The 20,957-nt window shown below is 32.9% G+C and carries 12 protein-coding genes; all 12 read right to left on the minus strand.

Annotated elements, in window-relative coordinates; genetic code table 11:
- Positions 1 to 87 precede the first annotated feature (87 nt).
- Complete coding sequence (locus tag AC2A1C_RS13730) at positions 88 to 2,016, minus strand: DUF3857 domain-containing protein (protein ID WP_484026387.1); 1,929 nt, start codon at positions 2,014 to 2,016, stop codon at positions 88 to 90.
- The gene (locus AC2A1C_RS13735) at positions 2,017 to 3,903 is read right to left on the minus strand and encodes a DUF3857 domain-containing protein (RefSeq protein WP_484026388.1); all 1,887 of its coding nucleotides are present in this window, start codon (positions 3,901 to 3,903) and stop codon (positions 2,017 to 2,019) included.
- A 3-nt stretch (positions 3,904 to 3,906) separates the two neighbouring features.
- Complete coding sequence (locus tag AC2A1C_RS13740; RefSeq protein ID WP_484026390.1) at positions 3,907 to 4,419, minus strand: ferritin; 513 nt, start codon at positions 4,417 to 4,419, stop codon at positions 3,907 to 3,909.
- Positions 4,420 to 4,531: 112 nt separating this feature from the next.
- Positions 4,532 to 4,915 carry a hypothetical protein gene (locus AC2A1C_RS13745; RefSeq protein WP_484026391.1) on the minus strand — a complete coding sequence of 128 codons (384 nt, stop codon included), beginning with the start codon at positions 4,913 to 4,915 and terminating at the stop codon, positions 4,532 to 4,534.
- A 153-nt stretch (positions 4,916 to 5,068) separates the two neighbouring features.
- Entirely contained in the window at positions 5,069 to 6,007 is a 939-nt protein-coding gene (locus AC2A1C_RS13750; RefSeq protein WP_484026392.1) for a hypothetical protein, read from the minus strand.
- A gap of 134 nt (positions 6,008 to 6,141) precedes the next feature.
- Positions 6,142 to 8,796: a 4-alpha-glucanotransferase gene (locus AC2A1C_RS13755; protein ID WP_484026393.1), complete on the minus strand. Its 2,655-nt coding sequence runs from the start codon at positions 8,794 to 8,796 to the stop codon at positions 6,142 to 6,144.
- A gap of 167 nt (positions 8,797 to 8,963) precedes the next feature.
- On the minus strand, positions 8,964 to 10,121 hold the full coding sequence (locus AC2A1C_RS13760) for a T9SS type A sorting domain-containing protein (protein ID WP_484026394.1): 1,158 nt from the start codon (positions 10,119 to 10,121) through the stop codon (positions 8,964 to 8,966).
- Positions 10,122 to 10,344: 223 nt separating this feature from the next.
- Positions 10,345 to 11,829 (minus strand): cysteine--tRNA ligase, encoded by a 1,485-nt coding sequence (gene cysS, locus AC2A1C_RS13765; protein WP_484026395.1) that lies wholly within the window; start codon positions 11,827 to 11,829, stop codon positions 10,345 to 10,347.
- Between the two features lie 136 nt (positions 11,830 to 11,965).
- Positions 11,966 to 12,442 carry a hypothetical protein gene (locus tag AC2A1C_RS13770; protein WP_484026396.1) on the minus strand — a complete coding sequence of 159 codons (477 nt, stop codon included), beginning with the start codon at positions 12,440 to 12,442 and terminating at the stop codon, positions 11,966 to 11,968.
- Between the two features lie 3 nt (positions 12,443 to 12,445).
- Positions 12,446 to 13,111, minus strand: a complete 666-nt coding sequence (folE, locus tag AC2A1C_RS13775) for a GTP cyclohydrolase I FolE (protein ID WP_484026398.1) — start codon at positions 13,109 to 13,111, stop codon at positions 12,446 to 12,448.
- A gap of 84 nt (positions 13,112 to 13,195) precedes the next feature.
- Complete coding sequence (sov, locus tag AC2A1C_RS13780; RefSeq protein ID WP_484026399.1) at positions 13,196 to 20,212, minus strand: T9SS outer membrane translocon Sov/SprA; 7,017 nt, start codon at positions 20,210 to 20,212, stop codon at positions 13,196 to 13,198.
- 67 nt (positions 20,213 to 20,279) lie between these two features.
- Positions 20,280 to 20,864, minus strand: a complete 585-nt coding sequence (gene ruvA / locus AC2A1C_RS13785; RefSeq protein ID WP_484026401.1) for a Holliday junction branch migration protein RuvA — start codon at positions 20,862 to 20,864, stop codon at positions 20,280 to 20,282.
- Between the last annotated feature and the right edge of the window lie 93 nt (positions 20,865 to 20,957).

The raw sequence follows: 20,957 nt of genomic DNA on the forward strand, positions 1-20,957 counted from the left end.
ATAAATTTTGGCTAAAGCCAATTTTTTTCGAAAAAACAAGCGGGCTAAAGCCCGCTCCTATTGATTTTATATTAATTTCTATAAAAATTACTTTTTTACAGCAGTTACTACTTGTCCTTCCAATTTTGTAATATTATCAAAAATCTGTTTAAAAGCGGGATAATATTCTTTCGGGAAAACAGAATCATCAATTGTAGTGGTCGCTTCCACAGAAATTTTATTTCCTTCCTGTGTTACCATATAAGCATATTGAATAGAATCATCATCTGTTCTGAATTTTTTAGATTTTGGAACATTTTCAAAAACATAACCTTCCGGAAGTGTGATGGTTATTTTTTTTATTTTCTTGTTTCTGGTAATAAATTCCAAAGGTGCTTTTCTCTCCTGAGTTTGATTATAGGAATGGTTCTGAGTATAAAGAAAAAGCATAGGATTGAAAACCAATTTGTTCCCAATTGCATCTACAAAAGTATCCGAATTGAAATCAAAACTCGTTTCAAAATCGTCATTATCCTGAAGTCCGGATGTAATATTGGTGAACGGGAATTTGTATTTGTCCTTATATTCTTTCTGGAAATTTTCTTTATTTTCATCATACATATTGTTTACCATCATCGCATAAAGATGAGTATCTCTATCCGAAAAATGCCCTTCAAAAGTTCCTTCAGGAGTCATTTTTGCATCCACTGTTAAATATGTTTCACTAACTCCAGGATACAAAATATTGATCTGTTTCGCTTCTTTTTCTGTCATGATTATTCCATAGTAATTCAATGCTTTTGGAGAAATCATATTAATTTTGGATAACTTGGAAGTTCCATCTAAAAGATAAATATTACCACCATCTTCAAAACTTGCAAGCACAAAATTTAATTGAGCAAGAGACGGATTATAGGAAAGTAACAAACCTTTTTTCACTGTAGACAAGACAACCGGATTGGCTTGGATATTTGCACTTTTCAAAAGCATTGTAAGTAGAAGATTGACCTCTGCTGCATTTCCGACTTTTGTAGTAAGAAGGTTTTTAATTCCTTTATCTGTTACTACCTCGTCTTCTTTATTATAAGTATAATTTTTCTGAACGAATTTTAATATTGCTGCTGCTCTTTCCTGAGTATTTTTAATGTCTTTAATATCCTGAGGAAGAACTTCTTTTACAAGATTATCTTTTTTCAGCTGATAGCCAAAATCATCATGCTCGTATAATTTTTTTCTGACATCATTCCAAGTTAAAGCATACTGTTTTAATTCTGTTTTGGTCATTATAGAATTAAGTTCAGCTCTCAGTGCAGTTCTATAATTATTATTATTCAAAACAAAATCTTCATCTTTATACGCCTTAAGATTTTCATATCCAAATCTGTAAACCTGATACTCTCCTCCGTAAATAATATCTTCTTTCACAACTCTATGAGCCGGAGTAAGACTTCCTTTGTAATTGATATTATATCCTAATACTTTAGGTGTATCAAAAACAAATTCTACATATTTTACAGGAATTTCATCTTCCATATATGTAACCGGTGTTGAACCCCAAAAAGGTGTAAGTATGCTATATGAATACTCTACAACTGAACCATCCTTTACATTAGGAAAAGCAAATTTTGTAACGGTATAGTTTTTATCCTCTTTGGATTTGTACTTAGAATCGCTGTCTACTTTTGTAGAAACCACTTTTCCGTTTTCATAATTATATGTGTAGGCTTTTAGTCCGCTTAAAGTTTCACGGGAACCGTGAGTATCATCATATAATGAAATTTCATGATCTAAAAAATCTTTTGCATTATCTTTTTTATAAATTTTCACACGGCTGATCACATCTGTATACAAATATCCGTTATAATCAATTCTATAATGATAAGAACGATATAGTACTTCAGCAGGAGCTTCCGCATCTATTTTAGGTTTTGTATTGGAAACATCTTCATCCGTTAATTTAGGAATATCAAGAAATTTGTGTTGTGCAAAAAATAAACTGAAGCTGAAACTCAACAGAATAATTAGGGGTTTTTTCATTTATAGTTTTTTAATTAAAATTTTCGTGTTATCTATATTTGCTGCTTTCTTTCTAAAAGCTGCATAATCTTTGAACTTTTCTTTAGGATAAAGTCCTTTGTTTATGGTAAGAATCCGATGAACCAAAAGTTTTTCATTCTTCAGTTCAAAATTCATAGAATATGATCCGAATTCGCTGGAAAAATTTACAGATTGTGGAATTTCAGAAAATTTGAAACCTGATGGAGCACTATATTCCACAGTATAATCATCCTGATATGGAAAATACATCTCAAAAGGCAATACTCTTTCTTCATTCAGGCTAACCATTGAAGTTTTTCCGAAAGGCATCACAGGAAAGAAAATATCTTCTCCTAATTTTTTTGAAAAATCATTTGCTTTCAGATTGATGGAGAAAGAAGTTTCCGCATTATCCCTATTGTTATCTAAGTTTTCTACAGTAACCTCGTTTATTTTCAAATTATAATAATTGTCTTTTACCCAATCTTTAAGTTCATCATTTTTCAATCCAAGTAATCGCAAAGAAAAATCGTACTGACCACCTGTATACAAAAATTTCACATTGGAACTGATACTTGCATCTGCATTCAGTTTTATCTGGGCATTCATTACTTCCTTACTTTCTTCAGGCTTATAAACAGGAGTGTCAATAATTTCAATTCCATTCTCTTTTACAGCTAATACATTACGATTATGCGAAGTATACGATAAATGGTTGAATGCAATTTTTTGTGAAGTATTTTCTAGCCAAATATTTCCTTTTTCACTTGGAACCATTAGAATTACGTGGTTTCCATTAAGCTCCGGAAAATTTTTATCAAATTTCAGCTCGGTTCGGTTATCATAAATGACAGCATAATGAGAATTAATTCCTGCTGCTGTAAGAAGTGTTCTCATATAATTGGTAAGAGCCTTACAATCTCCATATCCTTTTTGTGAAACTTCACTTGCAGGCATTGGTTTCCAACCGCCAATTCCCATAGAAATCAGTACATATCTTGTTTTATTTTGCATATACTGATATATTTTTTTTACTTTTTCCGAAGTAGTTCCTGATAAATTGAGAGATGCTATTTCTTTAGAAATTTCGGGAGTTACTTCTGAAGACGGTTGTAATAATTTACTGTAATACCATTTTCCAAAATTGTCCCAACTTGAAAGATCACCTTGTTTTCCTGCCAGTGTAAAAGATTCCGGAGAAAAATCCACATTCGGAACTAAATAAGAAATAGTGGGAGAAAACTCTTGTTCTTTAATAGCCGGAATATTTTCATAGCTATATTCTGAAATATTTCCCGATTCCGAAACTTTTACTTTTCCAAATTCATTATCAGAAACTTTCGTTCTTATTTTGATTCCGGAATTATTTACAATTTTGAAATCGCTTTTCTGAAGAGAAACACCAAATGAACGAAAAGGTGAAAAATTATTAATACTAATCGTATTAGAAGTATGCGTTTCGTATATTGTTTCCACAGTGAAAGGGTACATGGTAGAAGTTGGATTCAGTACCAAAACTCTGTCATCTACATATAAAGCTCCGCTTCTATTGTACGTAAAATCTGAGAAATCTTTTTTCGAATAACTTTTCATCAGTTTTCCAAAAGAGTCATATAAATTCACTTTGATATTATTCACTCTTGTTTCCGGATTATAATGAATTACAACCGAAGAGAAATCATCTCCACCTTTATCTAAAATAGTGACGGCATATTTTTGTTCAATATCCAGATCATCGATCGATTTTAAGGTATAAATCTGCGATTCGTCACGAATAACAGCGTGAGCATTCTTTTTTAAGTCTTCTGAAATTTCCGTTACGGAATAATTTTGAGAAAATACTGCTTTTACAAACAGTAAAGAAGTAACGACAAAAATTTTCTTCATTTATTATTTTCCATTTTCAGAAGAAACAAAAACTCTTTGTCCTAATTCCTGATCGAAAAGATACAATGCGGAAGGATTATCTACAACCATTTTGATTTTAGTGACCAACTGGGAAGCATTAGCTTCTTCTTCCACTTGCTCATTCACAAACCATTGAAGAAAAGATACCGTTGCAAAATCGCCCTCATCATTTGCATTTTTCAGGATATTGAAAATACTTTGTGTAACTACCTTCTCATGTTCCAATGCTTTTTCGAAAATTTCTGTGGCATTTGCAAATTCATGTGGTGGTTTCGGAATTTCACCTATTGTAATATCTCCGCCTACATCTACCAGATAATCAAACATTTTATCAGCATGCATCAGTTCTTCTTTGCTCTGCACACGGAAATAATTTGCAACTCCGTCTAAATCTTTGGAGGAAAACCATGCAGACATAGAAAGATAATATTGTGCAGCATATTGTTCTTTAGCAATCTGATCATTTACAAGTTTTCCAATTTTATCGCTTATCATTTTTTTAATTTTTAGTGTATATTTTGCAAAAATAAAAAGAAAAAAGCGGAAAAAAAATTCCGCTTCCACTAAAAAATATAATTATGAACTAATTATTCTTCGTTCTTAAAAATTATTCAGATCTCTGAACTCTCTTTCTCTCAATCATTTTTTCTTTTCTATCATGCATTCTTTCTGCGCGTATAGTTTGCCATTTAGCATATTGTTCCGGAGTAAGGATGGCTTTCATATCATTGTCCATTTGCTCTTTATTTTTCTTCATTCTATCCATTTTCTCCATTTTGTGAGCTTGCGCTTCTTCCATCCTCTTCTGATGAAGTTCTTTTATCTGAGCTACTTGTGCATCGGTAAGAGCCAATTGCTCTTTCATTTCTTTCAATTTTTCTTCATGTCTTTGCTGCATTTCAGCTCTATCCATTTTTTTCATTTCGGTTTGCTGAGCCATTGCAAAAGTTCCTAATCCAACAAGTGCTAAACTTAAAACTAATTTTTTCATTTTGATATTATTTAATTGTTATTTATTCTTTTGATATATATATTTTTAGAGAGTTAAATCTCAGAATTATAAAATTTGTTAAAATTACATTTTTATTTTAAAATCCCTGTTTAAAAGCAGATCAAAACTAGCTTTGATATGAATTTCAGAAATTTAATGATTTACAAATCTTTGCCCTGAAGAACGATTATTCTGCGGAGCTGATCTTTTTTCATTTGAATTTCTGTTTGGCTGCATTCTTTCATTTGAGTCTTGAGATTTTCTAAAACCACCCCAATTATTATTTCTTGGAGTATTATTTTGATTGGACTGCGGAGTATCAATCTTGTCTCTACGATTTTCTTCAAAATTTCTATGATTCCCTTCAAATCTTGGAGTATTATTTCTCTGTGGTGCAGAATTTCGGAATCCTCCGGAATCTCTAAAACCATTATCTCTGGTATTATTCCAACTTCCATTTCCCCCATTTCTTGGAGTATCCTTGAATCCAATTCCTGCTCTTGAATTATAAGACCAACCGTTGTTCAGATGATATTGATGCCTGTCAATTTTATAAACATTGATGTTGATATTTCTGTATCTTGGCTTTACACATACAACTGGACGATAGTGTTTTATCCTATAATTTTGGTAAAATACCACCGGATTATATCCATGATAATATGTATTCTGGAATACCACAAAAACTTTTGGTCCTAAAATTTGCTGAAGTGCATAAAATCTATCATAATACCATCTGTCAGGATTATATCGGTAATAGTTGTTCCAGACATTAAATGTAGGATACATTTCATTCAGATAAATGATTTGCCGAATTTGCCAAGGTGAAAGTCTATATTCAACAAAAAAATGATTCCAATTAATATCAATAATACTTTTTTGGTAATCATTATAATAATTATTATAAAAATCATCCGTATAATAATCAGAAGGGTATTCATAATAATAGTCGTCGGGAAAATAATATTCATCATCGTTATCAGAATAATATCCGTCATTATAGTTTCCATTTGTTGGATAATAATCCGGGTAATTTTGCGCAAAGACAAAACTTCCAAACATCATCACCATCCCAAAAATTATTTTTTTCATTTTCTTAAATATTTTTTTAGTTAAAAAAATTCAATATTGAAATCTGGTAGTTGGATAGTGATAAAAAAAAGAAGTTAAATTAAAAATCTAACTTCTTTTAAAAATTTATTTAAAGCATTGATAATCAATATGAATTATTTTCGTCCGGAATCATTTATCCAGCTTGAAATTTTTGCATTGAAATTTTCTTCTGCTTTCAAATCTTCCAATTTCAGATGCATTCTGTATCTCCAATAATGTGGAAAAACAGCAGGATCATTGATTCTCTCATCATTCATATTTGGATTTACAAGAGTGTGGTCTGTTGCTAAAAATTCCTGAATCGGGAAAATCGCCAACATAGCATCATTATACAAATGTTGTTTCATGATAATTTCTGCAAGCGATGGGTGAAGTTCCCAAGGTGCAGTTCCGTGCTGATTAAGCTGTGAATTGAAATATTTTTGTGTAAAATTTCTGTTTTCATGCCACCATTGTCTAAGTGTAGAACTATCATGCGAAGAAGCCGTAACTACATTTAAATAACTTGCATTTTTAGGATCATACCAAAGAATATTTTCTGAAGGCATTCTTTGAACTTTTAAAGCAGTAATTGCCAATCTATCCATCACCAAAGGAACACAATCCGGAACCAATCCCAAATCTTCTCCGCAAATAAGCATCTCCGTAGAATTCAGAATTACAGGAAGTTTTTCCATTGCACTTTGATACCAGAGTCCGTCTTGTCTTTCAAAGAAATAATTCAGATAAAGCTCATGCAAAGTTTTTTTCTCCCAATCTGCAAGATATTTGTAAGAATCGGTTTTATTAATATTAAATCTTGGATGATAAACCGTAGCTCCGTCTCTCTCTTCTGCAAGAAAAAGTACATTTGCACAAAGAGAAATCAGTTTTTCTTCTGCCCATGGATGCGGATGTTTATCAAAATGATCTCTTAGTTTTCTTTGAGTATCAAATTCTTCTTTGAAACTGTATGTTCCGTTGAAATGATTATTCATAAACTCATTGTGAATAACATCTCTTTGATCGCCAAAATAATCCCAAAGAATCTGATCGTTGATATACGGTTTGCAATAACGATCATAATTGAAGTGAATATTTCTAGCATTGAATTCTTCAAGGGTAACCGGAACAGCTGGGTAAAAATAACCTAAAATTCCCTGCGTTGCAGAAATCGGCATTCTCCAGATTCTGAAAAATCCGAGAATATGATCTATTCTCATGGCATCGAAATATTGTTCCAATGCTTTGAAGCGGTTTTTCCACCACTTGTAGCCATCAGCTTTCATGGCTTCCCAATTGTATGTTGGGAATCCCCAGTTTTGTCCTAAATCTGTAAACTGATCTGGTGGTGCTCCTGCTTGAAAATCCATTCCGAAAAGTTCAGGCTCTGTCCATGCCTCTACAGAATATCTGTAAATTCCGATTGGTAAATCACCTTTTACAGAAATACCCAAACTGTGAGTGTAATCTATCGCGTCTTTCAGCTGAAGATGCAACTGATACTGAATCCATGCATGAAGCATTGCCACTTCATATTCTTTACTTTTTGGAGAGAAAAATGGCGATACTTTTCCTGCAATATATTTTTTATGAGTTTTCCACTCGTTGAAATTCGGAGTTTTATATTTGTCTCTTTGAACACAGAATGCAGAATATGGAAGCAACCACTCTTCATTATCTTTTATGAACTTTTTGAAATTTCTGTCTTTCAGAATCGTTTCTTTATTTTCATTGAAAACCGCAGTTGCATATTTCCATTTTCCGGAAATAACCTGTTCATAATCAATTAAACTAAGTTTATTTAATTCTGCTTTTTTATCCTGATACTCTGTTTCTAATTTTTTTGAAAGTTTGTATTCCAAATTATCAATAGAAAGATACTGAGGATGAAGCGCATACACCGAAATTGCAGCATAAGGATAAGAATCCGTCCAAGTATAATTAGCAGTAGTATCATTAATCGGAAGAATCTGAATAACTCCAAGATTGGTCTCTTTTGACCAATCTGCCAATGCTTTCATGTCTGAAAATTCTCCGACACCGAAACCATTCTCGCTTCTCAGGGAAAATACAGGAACTGCCACTCCTGCTGCATGATACAATTCAAAAGATTTATATTTGAAAAAATGATCTGCTTTTATCTGAAGTATGTTTTTGTCAGAATTTGGAAACGCCCATCTGTTTTCGCCATATTCTACATCAAAAACATTTCCCGAAGTTTCATCCATGATTCCATACTTATACTCGATAAGCTGATTTTCAGGGATTTCCACTGCTACTTCCCAAACTCCATAGTCCGTTTGCGACATTGGAATGGTTCTCAGATATTCCCAATTTCCTAAAGATGGTGTATTTCCAAGAAGTACTACCTTCCAATTCGGATGATAAAGAGGAGCCTCTATTCTGAAAAGGTGCGTATGTTTTTTCAATACCGAAACCTTCTCTTGTTTAAAACCGCTTAGTTTATTTTTTAATATCTTATTTGTAAGATAGTTTTCAGGAAAATTTTTCAGATTCCATACATCAAAAATCTGAAATTCTTTATAATTGTGAGGAAACTCCAATTTGTGTTCTACAAATTCTTCATCCAGAATTTTACCTTCTGTATCAGTAAGTTGGTAGCGATAAGCAATATTTTTTGAATAAAAATCAACTTCAGCCTTCCAATTACCTTTATCGGTGTAAATAAGCTGGTGAATTATGGGTTCCTGACCTTCTTCAGCTACTAAAACCTGTAGTTTTTCTCCAAATTTTGTTAAAAAATTAATATTAAAATATAATTTCATGAAGTTTATTTTTCAGCAGCAAATGTAATAATTTTTAATTTAAGTAAATTTTCATCTTATTCATTGAAAATCTGTTGATTACAAAGCCATTATTAAAACAAGCAATGATGCAAAAAAACCTTTTCAATATTTTTGAAAAGGTTTTCCTTGTACTAAGTTAATTTGAATTATTCAGTAACAAGAATTTTCTTGGTTATTAATATTTTACCCTTGTCATTTAAAACATTCACGATATAAACTCCTGTATTCAGGAATTTCAAATCTAATTTTTGTACATCTTCACTATTTGCGTTATATGATTTTCTGAATACACTGATTCCAGCTGCATCCAAAACTTCTACAGACACAATTCCTTTAGTGTCTTTACCAAATTTTATATTAGTATAACCTTCGTCTACTTTTGTCGGATAAATGTTGGTTTTATTAGTATCGACAGCAATTAGTTTTTTAGAATTCACAAAATGATTACTTGCTAAATCATAAATGTGAAGATTAATATTACCTGCTGTTGGAATCGCCTGAAAGGTTTCCAAATCTACTTTATAAAAGTTACCGCCTTTTGCACTTGCTACTATTATTTCTCCATTCTTATTTGCGGCTACACCATTCAAGGTATAATTTTCCGGAAGCCCTTTGATTGTACCCAAAAATGTAGCTCTTTTATCCTGCAACGAAACTTTAAAAATATTGCCAAACGCTGAAAAAACATACAGATTACCATCGTCATCTGCAACCATGTCTCCACCAAAACCGGTATTCATTTTCGAAATAAGATTTTCTCCGTTTGACGGATCATCAGAAATATTTCCTAAATCTTTAACGGCATATTTTCCTGCTTTTCTGGAAATTTGTAAAAGTTGAGAACCGGAATTGGTCATGGCATATATATTTCCATCCGCACCTAAAGTCATTCTTGTAAAATGCGAATTGACATCACATGCTGATGTTTTTACAACACCACTTTCAATCAGTATCAATTCTTTTGTCTTAATATCTAAAGCATAAATATTAGTAGAATACAACGGCATATAAATCAGCTTGTTTTTTCCATCAAATGCAAGCGTTGCCATAGAACTTGACTGAGCATGATTATACGATTTCTGATCTTCTGACACCTGCATATTACGAACTTCCGAAAATACTACAGGCTTAGATTCTGTATTTAGGAAAATTTCTCCGGAAATACCTCTTTCTACATCCAAAGCCCGAAAATCATTGAAAACTATATTTGGAACATCCTTTCCGGAAAGAGCAAAAAAATCTTGCTGTGCAAATGAATTAATCCCTACGCAAAGTAAAATTAAAGGAAATAAACTTTTTCTCATATACTATATTTTAAAATGAAACTTCTTTTAAAAACTCATACTAAATTAACACTTTTTTAAAATAAAAAGCAAGACCTCAATTCATTTTATATAAAAAAAACAAAAAAATATAAGAGCTTTATAAAATAGCATCGAAACTGCACTGCATAAAAAAACTTTGTCAAAGGCAGTAACCTTTGACAAAGCGAATTTCATATTTTTCTAAAAAATTTAGTTTAAAAGATCAATTCAAGACATACGTTGTACCGTCTCGACCATCTTTCAGTTCTATCCCTTCGCTCAAGAGACGATCTCTGATCTGATCGGAAAGCTCAAAATTTTTGAGTTTACGAGCCTGATTTCGAAGTTCTATTAAAACCTGAAGCGCCTGATCCAGCTTTTCATTATTATTTTCTTCCATATTTTGTAAACCAAGAACATCATAGACAAAAGCATTCATCAAAGCTCTAAATTCCTTCAAATCTTCTGTAGAAATTTTTTCTTTTCCATCTTTCAAAGCAAAAATGAATTTTACTCCCTCAAATAAATGGGAAATCAATATTGGTGAATTGAAATCATCCGTCAATGCTTCAAAACATTTTTCTTTCCAATCATTTAGATTGATGGTTGATGGTTGATAATTAATGGATTCACTATTATTTGCTAATTCTAAACCGTTAACTAATTTCATTGCTTCCATTAATCTTTGAAAACCTTTTTCTGCTGCCACCATTGCATCATTAGAAATATCCAACACACTTCTGTAATGCGCCTGCATAAAGCAGAATCTTACCACAGATGCATGAAATGGTTTTTCAAAAAAATTGTTTTCTCCATTTACAAGTTCCATCGGAAGAATATAATTTCCGGTGGATTTGCTCATTCTTTGCCCGTTCATTGTCAGCATATTGGCATGCATCCAATAATTTACAGGTTTTGTTCCATTGCAGGCTTTTCCCTGAGCTACTTCGCATTCGTGATGTGGAAATTTCAAATCCATTCCGCCTCCATGAATATCAAAATTATCTCCCAAATATTTGGTACTCATTGCAGTACATTCTAAATGCCAACCCGGAAAACCTTCACCCCAAGGTGAATTCCAACGCATAATATGTGCAGGAGAAGCCTTTTTCCAAAGTGCAAAATCTTGAGGGTTTTTCTTTTCATCCTGACCATCTAAATCGCGAGTATTAGCAAATAATTCTTCAATATTTCTTCTGGAAAGTTCTCCATAATTCAGTCCGCGTTTATTATATTCCAAAACATCAAAATATACCGAACCATTGCTTTCATAGGCAAAACCGGTGTCTATTAATTTTTTGGTCAGTTCTATTTGTTCCAAAATATGCCCAGTTGCAGTAGGTTCAATAGTTGGTGGAAGCAAATTGAAACCATCCAAAACTTTATGAAAATCTACCGTATATTTTTGCACAATTTCCATAGGCTCTAATTTTTCCAGCCTCGATTGTTTTACAAAACGGTCGTTATTGATATCTCCATCATCCGTTAAATGTCCTGCATCAGTAATATTTCGAACATACCGAACTTTATATCCCAAAAAAGTGAGTGCTCTATAGATAAAATCAAAAGACATAAAAGTGCGCACATTTCCAAGATGTACATTGCTGTAAACGGTAGGTCCGCAAACATACATTCCGACATTTCCTTCAAGAACAGGTTTGAATATTTCTTTTTCTCCAGAGAGAGAGTTATATATTTTTAGTTGCATTTTTAAAAATTCAAAATTTAAGGTTTAAAGTTCTAGATTTTTCCAAATAAAACTTTGTCAAAGATTCTAAACTTTGACAAAGTGATCCCATTAACAACAAATAATTGTTGCAATAAATATCTGAAAAGAAACTTTTTTAAATTTTATCATTGTTTAAATTTATTACATTAGATTTTGCAGTTCCAATGTCATCTCTTAAAATAAGAATATTTTTATAAAATTCCGTTAATACACGGTTACCCCCTATATTCGAGTAGTCTGTATTTGATTTTATCAAAGAAATTAATTCTTCTTCAAATATATTTAAATCTCCAAATTCTTCTTCGAGATCATTAAGATTTAAAGGATAACCATTAGTCAAAGCAACTTTTTCCATATCCTTTCTTTCAAAGACTTTAATCAGCAAATCATAAATTTCAAAATCCTGAACTTTAATTTCAATTGTTCCCTCTTCAAAATTATATTTAACAAGAATATTTTCATTTGTTTGAGGAAAAATTTCAATAAAATTCTTTTCATTTTTAATTATAATCACATTCTTATAATAAGACACTTCATGTTTATATCTTTCTGAAAGTAATCTGATATTTTTCTTAATAATTTGTGAAATCATTTCTTAATCCAACTTTGCATGACTTCCTACATAATGCAAAAATTCTTGCCTTGTAATCGGATTGGTACGGAAAATTCCACTAAGCTCTGCTGTAATGGTAGAACTTGCCGTATCTTTTATTCCTCTGCAATTTACACATAAATGTTTTGCATCAATAATACAGGCAACATCTTTGGTTCCTAATGCTTCTTTTAAAGCATCAACAATCTGCATTGTTAAACGTTCCTGAACTTGCGGACGCTTTGCATAATAATCCACAATTCTATTGATCTTGGAAAGACCTATCACTTCTCCATTAGAAATATAGGCAACGTGTGCTTTTCCAATAATGGGCAGAAAATGATGCTCACAAAAAGAATATACCGTAATATCTTTTTCCACAAGCATTTGGCGGTATTTATACTTATTGGAAAAAGTGGAAACTCCGGGTTTATTTTCAGGGAGAAGCCCTCCGAAAATTTCATTTACATACATTTTAGCTACCCGTTTTGGTGAATCTTTCAGAGAATCATCCGTCATATCCAATCCTAAAGTATACATAATCTCTCCAAAAAGTTTCTCAATTTTTTCGATTTTTTCCTCTGTATTCAGATCAAATGCATCTTTACGAATTGGAGTATGCTCCTTTCCTGTAAATATATCATCGTCATTATCAATAAAATTATCCATCTTTTATTTTAAACTGCAACAAAATTAATGAATATTATAGAAAAAAATAACAAAAAAGACTGCCTCAACGAGACAGTCTTTATATTAGTTTCCTCCTGATCCTCCAAATGTGAACGTGGCTGTTAAACCTGCCCGCATTGTGGACATTGGAAAAGCTGTTGAAATCTTATATTTTGTAAGTAACTGATCGTAGAAAAATTTGACATTAAAATTCTGAGAGATATTATAATCCGCAGAAAGTTTGATGCTCGTCATTTTCTGTCCTCCTGTTATTTGTGTATCAGATGTGTTTTGAGAAATTGTAGTAATACTGGTCTCACTATCTCGTAAAGAGAAATCTCCACGAATATTAAGATCACTTTTTACAGTTCTGGATTTTCCTTTAAAGTTTATTTTTAACGGAAGATCTTTGATAATGTAACCAAAACCTATAATATACTCTTTTCCAATATCTTCAGTAAGAGTCTGATTTACCAATCCAAGTATATACGATCTGTCTCTATTATACTGAACTCTAAACTGCATATTATTTCTCATCGTAACATCAGCTCCGAGAAGTGGTGCAAAAGTTTCTACATATCCTACTTGTGAAAAAGTATACGGATTATATTTATTACCAAAAGCATCAAATTCTGAAGTTCCATTATTCAACCAATTATAATGATCGATACTTGTTTGGATTCCATTTGCTGTATACGTAGAAGTATAGGCATGAAGAACATCAAATTTTGAAAAATAATGATTCACAATTGGGATATTTTTCAATCCGGAATAGGTGATTCTCCAATTCGGAAGTGGCAATCCTGATTTTTTCGGGTTATCCATAGTTTTTGGAGATTTTCCTTCCAAAGCAGCTTGGAATGCCGGAATCAAAATATAAGCATTGGACAAACCATATCCTTTAACATAACCATCCGCTTCTGCTACACCAAATGTTTGAGAAATAGCTTTAGCATTGGCAACTATACTTTCATAAATAGATTTTCTATCAGAAAATGCCGTCTTGAAAGTCCATGCTGTTTTGGAATAAGTAATTAAATCCGTACCAAATGAAAAATCAAACTGCGAAGTTGTAGGATTAGCATCTACATTATAACCTCCCTGGGTGAAACTACGATTATAATTTTTCAAAATATTAAGATCAATTCTGAAATCATTGATCGGCATAATCTGAAGATTTCCGGTGAGATTTTGGTTTGACATCTGTGTATATGCATCCGTCATGTATGGAGAATTCGATATCCATCCTTTTTCAATGATTGTTCTCCTAATATCAGCTTGTGAACCTAACAAGAATCCAAATGTAGGCCCTCCTAAAGTTTGTCCATAACCATACCAATTCGGAGCTGAAAGTAATCCCGGAAGTACCGTTCCATTATTTTCATTATAGGAAATATCCAATTGCTTTATGGAAGTAAGCGCATAAGCTACACTCTGAATTGGAGTAAGTTTGTTCTTAAATTTATATGATTTAAAACTTTTCTTTTTGTTCTTTTTCTGCCAAGCAGTAGTATACACATTATTGAGAGAGTCAATTTCTTGCTTACGCTTCTGCATCTTCTCATTGATTTTTTGGAAGTATTTGAACTTGCTGAAAAATTTCGGAATATCTACCGTAGAAGTTGCTACAATATTATTGGTATTCTGCCCTATACTTCCCAAACTTTCTACTTGGTTGTTGTCAGGATTTACAAATCTTGTCATTACTGTACTCCTAGCATTCCAGTTATAGGTAAATCCATAGCCAAGTTCTGCATTAATAAAATCCAGATATGGGAAATATTCGAATGGGAATCTGTAATTCAATTGAACTCTATGATTATACAATACCGGTCTACCTGCACGGAACGGATCCTGAAATATGGAAGAGCTATTCATGTTTGCTACATTTAAATGATCATTAATTGTACGCATTGCTGAATTAATTTCCAATTTCAAAGATTTTGTAAAATTGAATCCAATTCCATATTGCCATCCGAAATAGAAATTTCTATTTTTAATCACATCAAAATCCAAAGCATTAGTTCCGGTAAGGATAGCTTCAATGTTTCTAAACTGAAGTTCGTTATAATTTCTGTCCAATTCTGTTCTGAAAGAAATTCTTGTAGGAATCGGGTTGAAATTAATTTCCTTAAACCATCTCAGATATTTATATGATTTTGCAGTATCGCTCACCAATTTATTAAACGGACGTACTACCCATGGCTTGAAAGAATAATTATAATCTACATAACCACGAAGATATTGACGATAGTTTTTCTTGGTGTACACATCGCGATAATAATCATCATTGTATACTGCCGTTACAGAAACATTTTCTATATCATAGAATTTTGGTTTTTTTGAAGTATTTACCCTTTCCTTGCGCATATTTACCACTCCGATACTTCTTTGTTGTGTATAGGTTCTGGCTACTTTTTTCAGCTGGTCTTTGTTAGGAGCTTTACTGAATTCTACATCATTATCAATCGGATTATATTTTGGATCTTCAATGGTTTGCGCATAAGAATAGTTTACAGGAATTTTCATTCCAACTTTCTCAGGAAGTAATTTATCTACATTCACAGTTGTATTTACACCGAAAGCAGACTGTGCACTTTGGGCTCTTTCAGAAGGTCGTTGCGTAATAGTTCCAAATCCTACTGAAGAATAAGAACCACTTGCATTGACCGTTGCAAAATCTCCAAGATTGAAACTTAAAGTTGCATTTCCTGCATAACCTCCATCGTTTTCGATTCCGGAAAGACGCATTTCATTTACCCATAATACAAGATCTTTTGGACCTGTTGCTTTACCATCTGCACCTGCCAGATTTCTTACTCCAATCATAATGGTGGTCACATTTCCTAAACTTGGTCTTCCTTTTACATAGATTTTTTTATCTGTATCACCATATTCAGCATAAGGATAACGTTCATTTATTTTGTCTATTGCATCTTTGTCTCGCTTAAGTTTTGCGTCTACAAAATTTTGAATATCTAGATCTACCGTATTTTCGGAAGGCCAAATTTCAAGTGGAGATCTTGCATTACTTGCTGTATATTTTAAAGAAGCCTCATATTCATAATAGTTATCTGTAGCATCATTTCCAAAACGGATAAAGAATTTTGCAGTATCATCATATTCTGTACTCGTAAGATTTTTCAAATCTTCTGCATGCACAAAAAGTTTAAGATTTTTGTACCTTCTCATGTCCAGTTGTGTATTTTTGAAAACTCCTCTTGCCGCATTTCCCAAATTTGTTGCTTTCATATAAAGAGAAGCTTCATTCTGTCTTTGAGATCCTGCATTTCCACTCAGTACTTGTCTATCGATTCCTGGAGGAAGAACATATGGTGGCTTGTTCAACGCATTTTCTTCAAGATTTATACTTCCTACAAAAAATTCTTCATTGAGAGCCGGAGTATAAACATCTCCTTCATCAGTTCCCGTTCCTTCTACAGCAATTTTATTAGTATAACTTCTCCAATCGGAACGTACCAAATCAAAGGTTCCAAAACGTAAAGTTGCTTTCTCATCAAAACCTGTTAAAAGCATCCTTGCAAAACGAACATTATTTAGAATATAAGGATCTTCTTTCCCTCCTATACTTGCTTTATCATAATTTTTAACAGGAATTCTGAACAAATACCATTTATTAGTACCTGTTTGCCCATTTTGAAATTTAACCTCAACTTGTTTTTCATCCACAATAAATTTTTCACCAAGTTTCAGTTTATCTTTAGCAAGATCAATCGTATACTGATTATAGTCCTCACTTTGATCAAGATTATAATCCCTGTTAGTATCTTCAGCATCTGGAGTTTGTGTAGCAACTTCTAAACTATTGCTTGCAGAATTTCCTTGTGGATTTCTGAAATATCGGTAGCGTTCTGCAACTGAAGAGGCGAGATTCCCTTGGAACTGATCGGAAAGGTAAAATACAAAGTCATCAGAAGCTGGGTCATTTTGCTGTGTAACAGGATTTATAGCTCCCGTTCCAAACTTTGCAGCTTCGGTAGCATTATCAAAACCGTCATATCCTAAATCCTGAACTGTTCTTTCATCACCTTCCGTAGAAAAAGCATACAATATAGGAAATTGTTTAGGCTGAACTCCCCAATTGGATGTCGTAGTATTGGCTGGAACATTAGGAGTTGGCAATCCGTTTTCGTACAGTAGTTTTCCGTCTTTTAGTACATCTTCAGACATATTTCCTAATTGCAACAAAAGTTTAGGGTTTGTTCCGAGCATATTACCATCTGCATAAGGATCCATCATCCAGAATTCTACATATTCAATATTGGAATTGGTGAAATTAGTTACAGAAATTGGTCTCATCAAACCTGCCCATCTTTGTTGAGTAGTCTCAGAATTGGGGTTTACGTTATAAGGACCTCTTTCCTGCGGATAATAAGTAATATCGAAAGTATTGGTATATAATTGTTCACCAGCAACAAAATCTCTGTTATTGAATAATTCCGAAGTTTGAACTCTTCTGGAAGCATGATTAGAAAGAGTTTGTGCATTAATTCCGCTTGGTGCTTTTCCTCCAACTCCGTAAAATCTCGGGTCAATATTATACCATGAAAGCAAACCTCTTCCGTAGCCATTTGTTAAATCATCATTGATACCGGCATTTGAAAAAACAGCATCATTCTTATTAAACTCCGGTTTGGTTGCAAGACTCCACATTGCCGGTTCTTTCAGGGAAATTTTGGAAGTAGTTTGTTCAAAATCATCAATATAGGATTGATCGTTGATTCCACTATTTGTCCCTGGAATCAGATAAGCGGCTTCTGCCATAAAATTCAGATTGGAAGGCGCTTCTGTATTAATTAAAGGAATTTTATCTGTAAGTCTTGTAAGAAAAGGAAGTTCATTATTATACATTAGGTTGAAACCTGCCATTGTATTGTTTACAGCTTCCTGTCCGTAATTTACTTTTTGTGTAAGCGGAGTTTCGGAGTAATTAACAACTGTAGTTCCTAATGTAAAATGTTCATTGAATTTACGTTCGAGATTCAATCCTAAGAAACGTTTTCTTTGAGTATTGAACGTAAGCTGATTTTCCAAAGAAATATTAATTGCCTGTCCGGATTGCTTAATGGCTTCATTAATAATATTGACCGTTCCGAGCATATAATCTACGGTATAATCAACTCCTTCCGTAAGCTGGGTTCCATTTGCTGTTACTTTCACAGAACCTTGCGGAACATTGATAGCTCCTAAAGAAATTCCGGAACCTTGAGATCCTTTATAGCGCCCTTCGATAGTATAAGCATTTTTAAGTTGGTGTGCCCCAAGTTCATTTTTTTGTTTAGTATACAATTCATTGAAAACAAAATTGGGATCATTGCCTAAAACAGATTGCAAATATGCCCCGAAAGGTTTTGCTTTTGTAAAAATAATTCTGCCATTTTCCGGTTCTACCGTTATTCCTTTTACAAAATCGAAAATTCCATCTCCGGTTGTAGATCCGTCTGTATTGGCATCGCCATTAATATTAAGACGATCCCAGTTCATCAATTTTATTAAAGGAATATCTTGTACAGAAGTATTGGGAAGATAATTTACTTTTCCTGATGTTTTGTCACGGAAATTGATATTCAACATAAAATTTTCCGGGCTGATTTGTAGTGTATTTAATGAGTAAACATTCTTCATCATCAAGTCCCAAGTTGAATATTGAGGCCCGTATTTCGTATTGGATTGAAGCATTTTCAAAATAAGTACCGGGCTTTCCTCAGAAAACTCACCTACTTTGTATACTTTATTATCACCGGTTACGGTATAAGAATAAGCTACAGCCAAAAATTGCTTATCATCCAATCTTTGATTTAAAGATATGTATCCTAATTGCGGATTAAAAGTAAATTCCGAAGGAGATAAACGTTTTGCTCTTTGGCTATAAATAAATTCATCTGAATTGATATCATACGTTTCTGTATTTCCATCCGGAGTAGGAAGAATTGCGCCATTGATTGTATTTAAAGTTTTGGTAGGATCTCGTAAATCGGCTCCTAATGCAACTATACTATTGTATAAATTACTTTGAGAGTTATCCGGAAAGCCAGATGTACCTTCTCCCAAATCTCTAATTCCTAAAATATTTTTTTGTTCACTCAAGTTTCCTGAACCTTGATCAAAAACCCAAGCCTCAATTCTGGTAATATTTATTCTTGAACTTAGAGAAGGATAATTCAGTAATGCCTTATCGTAGTTATCAAGGAAATAATGACCTAAATAATAATGCTGATTATCCTCATAATCGGTAGGAAATAATTTAAAATTATTCATTACACCACCACCTTGAGCAACAATGGTTCTCGCTTCACCCTGCTGTTGGGAAAATACGAATGTTCCAAAGGTTTTTCCAAGCTGGAATTCGGTTTTCAACCCGAATAAAGATTCTGATCCACGAATTAAGCTCGTAGAAAGTGGCAAATTCACATTACCAAATTCTATTTTTTTGATAATTTTATCTTCAGGATCTCTCCCTTTTCCGTCTAATCCTTTGGATTGTAAATCTTTCCAGCTTCCTTTTGCCTGCCACGCAATATTCATTCTGTTTTCAAAAGAAAAACCGCTTTGTGTATCATAATTGGCTTTTAGCTGAAGATTTTCCCCTACTTTTCCTAATATACCCAACTGGATTCTTTGCTGAATATTAATAGCAAAATTGGTTCTATTCTGTGGTAGAATTAATGGGTTATCAATTTTTTGGTAAAGTCCACCAATATCAAATGAAGCAAAACCTTGTGGAATGAGTTCAATTTTATTTCCGCCGAAAATAGTTTCAAAGAGTTTGTTACGAATGGTAATGCTCGGAATCAAGCCTTTTTTCTTGGCATCCGTCTTATCATCTCTATATGCAAGACTTTGATTATTAGATTTTTCTTTGTAATATTCACCTAAAGCATTGGCAAGCATATATTCATTATACTCTTCCGAAGTCATTGCAATCGGTTCTCCGATTACTAAATTGCCAATTTTTGGATATACATAATACATTCCGGAATTGATATCGTAAAACGCTTCATAACGAATAGGATTCGGCAATGAATATTCTTTACGAATAGTAGCGCTGTCGCTTGGTTTTTCCTGCGCGGAAACCTGCATGAATGGTAAACAGCTAAATACAAAAAATAAAAATTTATACCGAAGAATAATCTTTTTAGTCAAAATGTTAAATATTTTTTAAAATTTGTTTCACTAAATCCTCGACGGAAAGGTCAGGATTTTGTTTTAAAAGTTTATCTGCAATTTTCTCACTCAACTTCTTGGATATTCCTAAAACTTCTAAAGCAGATAACGCTTCTTCTTTAATTTTATTATTTATAAAAGAAGAATTTGTTTCCTCAGAAATGTTGAACTTTTGTACTTTATCCCGAAGATCAATAATAATTCTCTCTGCTGTTTTGGCACCTATTCCCTTCACTTTTTGAAGTAGTCCCGAATTTCCTGAAAGTATCGCAGAACTGATCTCCTGATTACTAAGAGAAGAAAGCATTATAAGTGCTGAAACAGGGCCAACTCCATTAACACCTATTAACAGATTAAACATTTCTTTTTCTAAAAAAGTGCTAAATCCGAAAAGCAGATGTGCATCTTCCCTGATAATTTGCTGAGTATACACAAAAGTTTCTTTTCCTAAAGAAAGTGTTGAATGAGTCTGCAAACTGATTCCAAGATAATACCCTACTCCATTTACGTCTATTACCGCAAATGTGGGAGTAAGTTCCTGAACGATTCCTTTAAGAGAATAAATCATGTGTTTTTTAAGAATCCCCAAAGATAACAATTTGGACGAAAATAAAAAAGCAGCTCACTTTTGCAAGGGTTTGTTTTATCTACAGGCACGAGT

It is taken from the genome of Chryseobacterium sp. HNCC26DJ241, from assembly GCF_057180505.1.